This is a genomic window from Hoylesella timonensis S9-PR14 (assembly GCF_000762405.1).
GTDB classification, from domain to species: domain Bacteria; phylum Bacteroidota; class Bacteroidia; order Bacteroidales; family Bacteroidaceae; genus Prevotella; species Prevotella timonensis_A.
On record NZ_JRPQ01000246.1, the window covers coordinates 1 to 1413 of the forward strand.

1 protein-coding gene is annotated in these 1413 nt (G+C 46.9%); it reads right to left on the reverse strand.

Annotated elements, in window-relative coordinates; all coding sequences use genetic code 11:
• The coding region (locus tag HMPREF9304_RS12260) for an SAM-dependent methyltransferase (protein WP_036929651.1) at positions 1-1235 on the reverse strand (1235 nt) is incomplete at its 3' end.
• Between the last annotated feature and the right edge of the window lie 178 nt (positions 1236-1413).

Consider the following 1413-nt stretch of genomic DNA (forward strand, 5'->3'; position numbering starts at 1 on the left):
TCGGCTTCTTTCTGCCGTTCCTCCTCCGTCATAGGTATGCCTGTTTCATAGAGTTTTCGNTCAAAGCGTTGCTCAACTTCCAAGGAGAGCTGTGTCCTGATACTCTNCGNCATATCATCAATGCTGCCATCGAAGCGATACTCCCATGNAGGCTTGCCGTAGGGGTCTGTACCCATNATGCGCTCNGTGGCNATGNTNCGGTGNGCAATGTCTTTCCAATCTCCTGCNAAAAGTGAGTTGTGCTTGAAGACGACAGAAGAGCCTTCTTCTTTGGGAACGGAAANAGTTTCTACNAACTGCTGNTCAATCCCCTCGNTGATTTCTTTACCNGTCTGCTTCTGNAGGACGATGAGGTCACTGCCTACGTCTGTTCCTGCATTGTCTGAAAACATACCNGATGGCAGNCGNANAGCNGAGATNAGNCGGCTGTTCTGCATCAGATAACGACGTATGGCTTCATTGCGGGGACTGTCCAATACACCCTGCGAGGTGATGAATGCCAGCAAGCCACCTTCCTTGATGCAGTCCAATCCCTTTACAAAGAAGTAATTGTGAATGGCACGTGTGGACTCGCGCTTTAGTGTATCCTTACCTCTACTGTACTCTCGGTCATAGACCATGAAATCCCCGAAAGGAATGTTACTTGTAATAAGGTCGTATTTATCCTTGTCTTCTATCTCTCCAATAGCTTCAAAAGGTTCGTTCCGAACGAATATGTTGCCTTTGCCATAAGGGTGCAGGGCTTGGCTGATTCGTGCCGTGAGCAAGTCCTTCTCCATTGCATCGACCATACCAGCCCTTTTAGCAAATATCTCGGCAAAAGCTCCCATACCTGTTGAAGGGTCTAAGCATTGCCTTATCTCCACATCGGTAATGGTGAGTGCTTCCGCAATCGCAGAAACGATGCGGGTATCGGTATAGAAAGACGTGAGCACGCTTGCCTTGATGCTCTCCCAGTACCGCTTGGCAGTATTGGCATCAATGGCATCACGGTAAATCATCTGTTTGAGCCTTTGGGTAGGCTCGAAAAGTTGTTGTTCCGATTGGCTCCAATAGCGGAGGTCATCGGGACTGTCACATCGATTCAGTACGCATTTCAAGCCACCGAAGCCCTGATAGTTCCGTAAGATACTTTTCTCTGCTTCGGTGGCTTCGCGGCGTTCTTTTTCCAAGCGAAGCACAACACGGATGGCTTCTGTGTTGGCTTCAAGGACGTTTTTCTTATTGTATGCCATAGTTTTTTCTTTTTAATTAAGGAGGAAAAAGGTCGGAAGATAAAAAAAAATATTACCTCCCAACCTTATCTTTTACTCTCCGTGTCTGCCAGGATTATTTCCCTCGTTGTTTTCCTTTCCTGTTTTCAAATTCAAAAGAAGTGGTGTAATCTTCATTAAGGACAAGTCGGGCGTTGAA